This window comes from Adlercreutzia murintestinalis (assembly GCF_943192905.1).
Classification (GTDB): domain Bacteria; phylum Actinomycetota; class Coriobacteriia; order Coriobacteriales; family Eggerthellaceae; genus Adlercreutzia_A; species Adlercreutzia_A murintestinalis.
In genome coordinates, this window is the sequence record NZ_CALPCC010000008.1 from 82905 (window position 1) to 92027 (window position 9123).

Sequence of the window (9123 nt, forward strand, 5' to 3'; positions counted from 1 at the left end):
GTGGACCTCCTTACGCGTCAACGAGCGTGATGGTGCGGACCACTCCGGCATCAAGTGCCGCCTGGGCGATGTTCTTCCAATCAACGAACTTGATGGCACCATTGGGACATTGCGCCGCGCAACGACCGCACGACACGCACTTGGTAGAGACATCCGTCCCGGAGTCGATGCGAGGCATGTTCCAAGGACATGCCTGTGCGCACATGCCGCATCCAATGCAGACGCTATCATCAACCACACGAGCGCCCGTCTGCGGATCAGCATAGATCGCATGTACCGGACAATAGTTGGCGCACCACGGATCCTCGCATTGCTTGCAGTGCTCAACGGTGAACTGACAATCCTCGAAGATGCCATCCCCGGTGTCCACGCCTGCTCCGAAGTTATAGTTATCCCACACGCGCACGCGTGCGATATGCTGACAAACGCGCGCATCATTCTTCAGCGTGCAGCTCATTTCGCAGCGCTGACACCCCGAACAGCGAGCGCGATCGGTCACGATCATCTTGAGCGGCGTGGTTCTGATATCCACCCGCCCCGATGCGATGGAGCGCTCGGTCACGCCCCAGCTGGCAAGCACGCCTCCCGCAACCAGCCCTGCAACACCGCAACCACACATCGCCAAAACGCTGCGCCTTGTGAACATATGCTTTTTCGGGGAATCTGTCTTCGCATCGTGCGCCGCGTCCACGCTTTCAGACGTTTGCTGCGGGTCGTTCAGCGAAGCATCTTTGACAAAAGGAACCTTGCCCTTGCCGGTTCCCTCTTTTTCGACTGACATCACGGCCTCCTCTTACCTGTGTCAATACAGCATCAGGAAGAGCTCTGCCGTTGCATCCTTGACGTTCGCATAGCATCAACAATGGTCGAAGCATAGCGCAGAGACCGGTTGAAGCGTACCTGAACGCGCTGATGTTACAAAGACGAAACATGCGCATGACCTTATATGACGATACGGTAACGGCTCGGTGATGCAATGTGGGGCCATTTACTCATACTTTACCCTCAATGCCGTGGTTGAACTCTAGATCGTTGGTCCTGATGTCCGCATAGCATGGGAGAGCACAAGGATTTGGAGAGCAACAATGGAAGAGAAGAGATCCTATGGCTGGACTGGTAAGATCCTCCGCGTGAACCTTACCGATGGCGCCATCACTACGTTTCCCACAGAACCCTACAAAGATTATATCGGCGGTATGGGCATCGCTAACAAGATCATGTTCGATGAAGTGCCTGCCGGCACCGACCCGCTCGCCGAAGAGAACAAGGTGGTCTTCGCGGTAGGGCCGCTGACAGCTTCTGGCGTGCCTCTGGCTGGACGCACCACCATCGCCTCGCTTTCCACGTTCACGAAAGACCATCAGATCGTCGATGCGCACTGTGGCGGCATGCTGGGAGCGCGCATCAAGCAAGCTGGCTACGATGGCATCGTGATCGAGGGCAAAGCCGAAAAACCTGTGTATGTGATGGTCGACAATGACAAGGTGACCATCAAATCAGCCGATGGTCTGTGGGGGCTTGGCACGCGCGCGACCACCGAGGCGCTCTGTCGCCGCGAGGGGCTTGACACGGTGGTGGCCACCATCGGACCGGCCGGTGAGAACCTGCTGCCGTACGCCTGCATCATCAATTCCCGCAACCATTCTGCTGGCGCTGGTACCGGCACGGTGCTTGGTTCCAAGAACATGAAAGCGCTCGTCGTACGCGGTACTGGTACGGTGAACGTGGCCGATCCGCAGGCAGTGGCCGACCTGTCCGACTACATGCTGCGCGAGATCATCGGCTCGAACAACAACCATGTGGTGCCCTCCACGCAACAGGAGTGGGCGCAGTACTACGACAAGGGATCGCGCTGGACCGCTCGCAACGGGCTGTACTGGGCACAGGCCGAAGGCGGCCCCATCGAAACGGGCGAACCGAAACCCGGCGACATCAACACCGTTGGCTACCGCTGCATGAAATCGACCAAGGACGACGGTCCAGCAGCCGAGAAATACACCATCAAGATGGACGGTTGCCACAGCTGTCCCATCCACTGCTACTCTGATATGAACGTGCCGCCCAGCGAAGAGAACGGCGGGTACGCCACCACCGGTAACACATGCGTGCCGAACTTCCCGTTCAAGTACATGATCAAGATCCTGGGCACCGACATCCAAGACGATTCGCAAGACAGCCTCGTATGGAACCAGGTCATTGGCTCGGTCATGGACGATCTGGGCATGTGGTGCAACTACGCCCAACTCTATCGCGATATCGCCCACTGCGTGAGCGCAGGCGTCTTCGAGCGCGTGCTCCCACCTGAGGAATACGCAGAGTTCGACTGGAACAAGTTCTACACCAACGACCCGTCCATCATGCCACCACTTCTGCGCAAGATCGCACAGAACGACTCCGAGATCGCCCAGATCGGACATGGAACCTACGTGTGGACGCAGCGCTGGAACGACATGGAATGGAACAACACCACCGCATCGTGCATGATCAGCCCTCGTGGCTGGCCGGTGCATCATGCTCATGAGTGCTTTGGACAGGTAGGGCTGCTGTATAACTGCCTCTTCAATCGCGACGACATGATCCACTCCGCCGTCAACTTCCAAGGGTGCGGGCTGCCTTTCGAGCTGAAGCAGGCCATCGCTGCGGAGGTCTGGGGTGGAGCGGATGCTATCGACATGGACATGGCCTACACGCCTATGAACGAGCACAAGGCGAACTTCACCTGGTGGTCCGTGGTGACCGATGTGCTGCATGATTCGCTGACGCTGTGCAACTGGGTGTGGCCGATGACCGTCTCACCGGTGGAAGCGCGTGATTATCGCGGCGACCTCGACCTGGAGGCTAAGTTCTTCAAGGCGGTGACCGGTGAGGATGTGACCACCGAAGAGCTCTACAAAGCCGGTGCCAAGATCATGACGCTCCAGCGCGCCAACACCGCGCGCGGCATGACCGATGCGGCCGGGAAGATGGGCACCAACGATTTCCGCGCCTATCATGATGGCGTGACCGAATGGCCTTTCACGAAGGATCCAGACAAGGCACCTTTCAGCGAGGGCACCGACAAGATGGAGAAGCAGGACTATCAGACAGGCCTCACCATGCTCTATCGCACGTTCGGTTGGGATGAGCAGCTCGGCTGCCCCACCGCTGCGTGCCTCGACGAATACGATATGCCCGACGTGAAGGAAGAACTCGCCACGCTCGGGTTGCTGCCGTAGCGCATGTTCGCCGAAGCGTGACAATGCGAGCGGATAAGAGAAACGGACAGGATCGATCCTGTCCGTTTCTCATTCGTCGCTTCTCGTTTATCTAGGCAACGCGTCACACGCTTCCCGCGCGGCCCGTTCAGACGTTGCGATAGCGCCCTACCGACTCCCATTCGGCAAGCGAGCGGGCATGGTCGTGCCCGAGATAGTCAGACGAATAGTAGTAGATATCGCCATTGCTTGCCTCAGTCCGACAGATATCGACACAGGCCTCTTCGGCGCGCGTTGCCTCCCATGCAGCTTCGACGGCAGCAGCATCCATGTTGAACGGATGGTTTGCCAAGCTGCTCTGGGCGAGCGGCCGCGGATAGACCTGCGAGTCCTCACGCACGCAAAAGACAAAAGTGGCAACAGGATCATCCTTATCGGCAAGGTATGCCCATCGCGCGAATTCAGACGTCATAGCGTTGGCGTCGTAATAATAGATGTCGTCGGCATGCGCAAGCTGTTTGAGACCGGTCGCATCAGGCACTCGGTGGGGCTGCGGCGCAGGCTCATCCGTTTCGGCTAGCATCAAAACGCCATCCACCTCGACCAATCGGTAGCCCTCAGGGGGAACGAGCTCGAAATCATCGTCGTCGACTGCGGTCTCTTCCGCGGCGAACACGCGCTTGGTCTCAGGCATGGCTGGGGTCGCGCTCTCCGATAGCGCTGTTTCCTCCCCTGCTTGAGCGCAGGCGAACAGCTGCGGAACGCCAACGCCGCGGTGCGCGAACGCCGAAGGCGCACCAGACGATGCCGCCTGCTGTACAGCGCTGCCCGCCGCGCTTCGCTCCACCGTTGCCGCTTCGTCCTCGCTGTCGTCATCGAGGACGCTCCCGATGAGCTCTGCAACTGCGTCCTCGAACTCAGCGGCTGTCAATGACGGCGGCACGAGATCAGCCCAATCGGCGGCTTTGGTCAGCTTGCCCTGCGCCGTGCGCTCTCTGATGCGATCGCATACGTCAGCAAGCGCGGTCTCTTGCTCGGCGGCTCTTCGAGCGGCCTCCTGTTCCATGCGCGCATCAAGACGCGATTGCCGCAACGAGCAATGCTCGGCCATGATGCACGAGATCGAGTCCTCATCGCACGGCACCGCCTCTTGCAGCTCATCGAGCGACGCACCGTCGCGCAGAAGGAAATCGCCCACGAGCGCCTGGATCGCACAAGTCGCGAAATGCAGCGCATTCACCTTACCTGCGGGCACGTCATCGACGAATGCGCGGATATCCTCAAGGCTCACGCACAACGCCTCTTCGATCTCCTTGTCCTCGATGAGCAGACATGCGGCGCTCGCGCATGCGGTCATGGCAAGGCATCCTCGCGCCTTGAAACCCGCCGCCTCAATGATGCCCGTCTGCGGGTCGATGCGGGCGAACAGCTGGCATGCCACCTCACCGCGCTTCGATTTTCCCACCATGCATTGCGCGTTACAGCCCTCCGGCTGCCCTGAGTTGCGAAAATCGGCAACGATGCGCAAGAGCGTATCGGAGTACGAGGACACATCGTCACGCGCTTCGGTCTGGTACACATCGGCGGTCCGCAGCAGCACGCGATCCTCTGGTTCACTATAGACATTCCGCTCAGCCATGGCCATCTCCTTGAGCATCAAAGCGAACGACCCGAATCGGCCGCTTCGCCTGAAACGATTATATAATCAGAACGAGCGCACGAAGCCGTTCCATGCGAAGCGATGTTGAGCTCTGGGGAAGAAGCTGCCGTCGCTGCTGAGGGAGCAGAATGGAAGATCAGGCACATGAGAAAGAGTTCACTGCCGCACGCGAGCGTCTCTGGACCCCTGTCTTCATCCTGATCGTCGCATGTACGCTATGCGGCTTTTTGGTCGGTCAAGGGTTGAACGCGGGCACCTCGGTCTACCTTGAACGCATGGGCGGCTCTGTCGGATTGGCGGGCATCGGTGCGCTCTGCTTCTCCATCTCAGCGGGCGTGGCGCGCGTAGTGAGCGGCCCTCTCATTGATACCCGCGGACGGCGCGTTGTTCTCTTGTGGGGCGGAGCATGCATGCTCGTTGGCACCATCGGACCGCTTTTCGCGAATACCGATGCAGCGTTCGTGGTATGGCGTGTGCTGCAAGGTGTCGGATTCTCGGCAGTCACCACCGCATCGGCAACTGCCGCAGCCGATGTGCTACCCGCTTCGCGCCTTGGCGAGGGCATTGGGTATTACGGACTCGGACAAGCGATATCCATGTCCATCGGACCGGCGCTTGCCATCTTCTTGGTATCAACCGATCCCCCGGCGAATTTCTACGTTGGTACAGCGGTGTGTTCTGCGCTGGTTGTCGCGCTTGCTTTCGCCATCCGCTACGAGAAGCGCCCGCAGGCGCTGCCGCCATCCTCGGCGTATCACGTACGCTGGCATGAAGGCACCCTCGGAAAGCGCGGAGCCGAAGCAGCCCAGGCTACCGAGGCAGCCGAGCTTACCGGTATCCGCCGCATGCTCGACAGCATCTTCGAGCCCGGGGCCATCCCCGCCACCGTCACCATCATCTTCATGAGCGGGGCCTTCGCGTTCAACATCTTCTATATGGGCGTCTTCGGGAACCATCTTGGTGTCGACAATCCTGGCATGTACTACACCGGGACCGCCGTGGTCATGATCGCGGTGCGCCTCGCATCGGGCCGCTTCATGAATAGCGCCGCGCCCCTTGCCATCATGGGGGTTGCGGTCGGCGGCGGGCTTTTGGCGTACGGCATGCTTTTCGCATGCTCGCTTGGGGTGCTCGGCACCGCCACGCCCCTTGCGTTTTATGCGGCCAGCATACCGTTTGGCCTCTGCATGGGACTTGGCATCCCCGTCAATCAGACCATCGCCGTGCAGCTGAGCCCTCCGGCCCGCTGGGGTGCAGCGAACGCGCTGTTCATGCTGGGCATCGATATTGGCAACGGTCTCTTGGCAACGCTTTGGGGTGCGCTTGCCGAAACTGTCGGCTTCTCCGCCACCATCGCATGCGTGTTGGTGCTGCTCGTTCTGTCGCTTGTGATCGCATGGTTCGCCTACCCCGATCATGGGAGACGCCCAGCGCAATGACCGCGACCCCGCACGCGCAGCAGAACAAGCCCGGCGCAGGCGATGCGCACAGCGAAGCAGATGGTGTCATTCCGCGCGGTCGTACAGCAGAAAGGCGCTTGTTCACGGCGCTTCTTTTGGGGCCGAGCCCCCTGTTCATGCAAAGCCTCACACCATGCAGTAGAGCCGGAGATGCACCACCTCCGGCCCTACTTTCACATAAGGTTAGCTTGACGCACGAAGCAGCGAATCATCGCGCCCCGCAGCGCTCTAGGCACAGCAGCATCCTACTCGCGCCTCACCTGGTCATCGTTTGAAGCGCCTGGCGCCTCATCGGGCGCAACGCGCTTCGTCTCCACCTCGACGACCGTACCACTGGGACCTTCAGCCGCGGCCACATAGGCGTACCCGACCGTACCCTCAACGGGCAGCGCGTTGTAGGCCACCATCTCGGCGATCTCAGCGGGCGTGGCGCTCTGAGGCATCGTCTCAAGCAGATAGGCAGTATCGGCACGGCGAGCCATAGCCTCCCGGAAGTCCTTCGTACCCACGAATACCTCGTGCTTGTACGGGTTCACGCCCAACTTCTTCGAGCGATAGATGATGTAGGCAAGTGCGGCGATATTCGCGAAGAGCGCAACGAGCGACACCACCGTGTTCACGGCCGGATTGTTCACCGACTGTGCCGCGAAGATGGAATCGTTGGCAAACATGGGAACCATCTGGCAGAACATGCACCACATGGAAAGCGTGAATGCGCGGTTCTGGATCCAGCCGCCTTTGTTCCAGATGAGCCCTGCGATGGTCGGCGCCAGCAGCAGCGCGATGCCGCAGTACCAAGAATGCGTAGGCAGGCAGTTATAGGTGTAGCAGAAGTTCCACAGATCATAGGCGATGATGAAGACCCAGGTCATATCGGGCCACAGCATGTCCTGACGCTTCTTCGAGATGTAGATGCCGAACCAGCCGGTCATGCATGCGATGTTGAGCAGACCCGCAACACCGTTGAAGACGTTGTGCCAACCGCCGTTGAGCAGCACGCCCTCGGTGGAGACCCAGGTTGTTCCCCAGGCGCGGATGGCGCTCTCGAAGTCGCTGACCACCGCGATCAAGATGTTGATGGCCACGATCACGAACGGAAACGCCTTGAACCAGTGCGAGCGCCCCACTTTGCCCCAGCTGTACTTGAGCATCATGAAACCGATGCACCCTGCGGTGGCCGCATAGACCTTCGCATAATGGAACCAGCTGTTCATGTCGGTGTGCGTGGGATTCGTGAGCGCCCATTCGGCACCCATGACCGCGCCGATCTCAACTGCAAGGCAATACACCGTCATGGCGCCGCAGACGCCGAAGAACATGAAGATGCCGCCGCCCTTCGTCCGTCGGGCGAACTCGTTCAGCAGGATCAGCGCAATGAGCACCATCACCAATCCCGACCATTGGTACAGGGCATTGGGCCCATATACATCGAACAACATCTCAGACCTCCCTCTTCTCGTATCCTTCTATGTGGAGCGTCTGCGCGATCACGTCGGCGATGACGGCATCATCAGCGTCGGGGTGTTGGCGCAGATACCCGATCACACCCAGTATCAGCACGTAGAACGTCTCATACAGGTGCTCGATCCGAACCTCATGCAGTGCGGCATAATCGCGCACCGTGGTATCGATGATGTAGCGGGCCGCATGGTCGGCCACGCGATTGACGAATTCAAGGTACAAGGCGGCGTTTTCGCGCGACGCCAATGCAACGCGAAACGAATCCTTCTCGAACAGTCCGATGCGCAGCAGCTTCACGATCGTGCACAAGGCATGATCGATATCGCCCTCGCGACGTCCTTCGTTCCAATGCGTGAGCGCTTCCACGAAGTCGTCGATATACGCATCGAGCACAGCAGAGGTCAGTGCATCTTTGTCAGAGAAGTAGTGATAGAACAGCGTGCGCGTCACACCGATGCGGGCAGTGACGTCCATGATGGATGTGTGCGAGAGCCCCTGCTGCTCGTAGAGTTCGCGGGCCGCTTCAATGATCTCCTGGCGGCGCTCGTCGCCTTTTGCGACGCCCTCCACCCTTCGATCACTATGCTCTCGCTTCGCCATAACTTCCTGCTTTCAACGGTCGCCAGCAGATTAGCTCTCAGTTTGACAGTGCGTCAATGAACAGAATTGACAATGCGTCAATTCCAGCGTGTTCCGTTACCGGCACGTCATTTACCGAGGAAGAAGGGGCAGTCCGTGGCTTCATCTGCATCTCTTACAGAATGCTCCTCTGCGAACTAACGCGCATCACCTATCAACAGCTTCTGAACGACTATACCGAGCACCATGAACGGCAAACCACGATGGATTTTCACCACCAACTAATTCAAAAACTTCCAAAGATATTTTGAAGTTTGATATACACAATCAGTTTTTATAAGCACGATTGGAACATCATAGAAATGCCAAAGCCAAATAAACTAATATAGTGCGACCGCGTCATGAACAAACGCTCAAAGAAACGTTTGATTCCTCTTTGATAAAAGCGTCCACAGAAAGACAGCGATGCGAAAATCGACGCTCCTTAAGATGTTGCGCGATAAGCTTCTGAAGAATGGCGTGCCGACTGACAACTTGCCGTACATAAAGCTGAACCCATACGATGTGCCCTTAGAGCCAAGCATACCATGGCTTGGTGAACCCCTCTTCTCTCCACTTGAGAACGTCGCTAGATCATCCTTTCTACGTATTTCTTGATGAGATACAAGAAGTCAAGGGATGAGAACGGCCCCTCCGGAGGCTCGGCGAAAGCGCGGAGCTCGTATATATATATATATATATATATATATATATATATATATATTTGACG

Annotated in this window: 5 protein-coding genes and 1 pseudogene; 2 read left to right on the forward strand and 4 right to left on the reverse strand. The window is 58.3% G+C overall.

Translation table 11 applies throughout. From position 1 onward, the window contains the following. Positions 1-10: 10 nt before the first annotated feature. Positions 11-781, reverse strand: coding sequence for a 4Fe-4S binding protein (locus NFR19_RS03975; protein WP_251212492.1), 771 nt, complete (start codon positions 779-781; stop codon positions 11-13). Positions 782-1085: 304 nt separating this feature from the next. Here NFR19_RS03975 and NFR19_RS03980 point away from each other — a divergent pair, with 304 nt between their 5' ends. Beyond that, a complete protein-coding gene (locus NFR19_RS03980) occupies positions 1086-3215 on the forward strand; it encodes an aldehyde ferredoxin oxidoreductase (protein ID WP_251212493.1) in 2130 nt (709 codons plus the stop codon). 127 nt (positions 3216-3342) lie between these two features. Here the strand turns inward: NFR19_RS03980 and NFR19_RS03985 are convergent, their stop codons facing one another. Continuing rightward, complete coding sequence (locus tag NFR19_RS03985; RefSeq protein ID WP_251212494.1) at positions 3343-4833, reverse strand: iron-sulfur cluster assembly scaffold protein; 1491 nt, start codon at positions 4831-4833, stop codon at positions 3343-3345. A 149-nt stretch (positions 4834-4982) separates the two neighbouring features. Here NFR19_RS03985 and NFR19_RS03990 point away from each other — a divergent pair, with 149 nt between their 5' ends. Continuing rightward, positions 4983-6293 (forward strand): MFS transporter, encoded by a 1311-nt coding sequence (locus NFR19_RS03990; protein ID WP_251212495.1) that lies wholly within the window; start codon positions 4983-4985, stop codon positions 6291-6293. 473 nt (positions 6294-6766) lie between these two features. On the opposite strand, the pseudogene NFR19_RS03995 reads toward NFR19_RS03990, so the two are convergent. Next, positions 6767-7753: pseudogene (locus NFR19_RS03995) on the reverse strand (DUF5692 family protein); the annotation flags it as partial. Position 7754: 1 nt separating this feature from the next. Beyond that, on the reverse strand, positions 7755-8375 hold the full coding sequence (locus tag NFR19_RS04000) for a TetR/AcrR family transcriptional regulator (protein ID WP_251212497.1): 621 nt from the start codon (positions 8373-8375) through the stop codon (positions 7755-7757). Positions 8376-9123 lie beyond the last annotated feature (748 nt).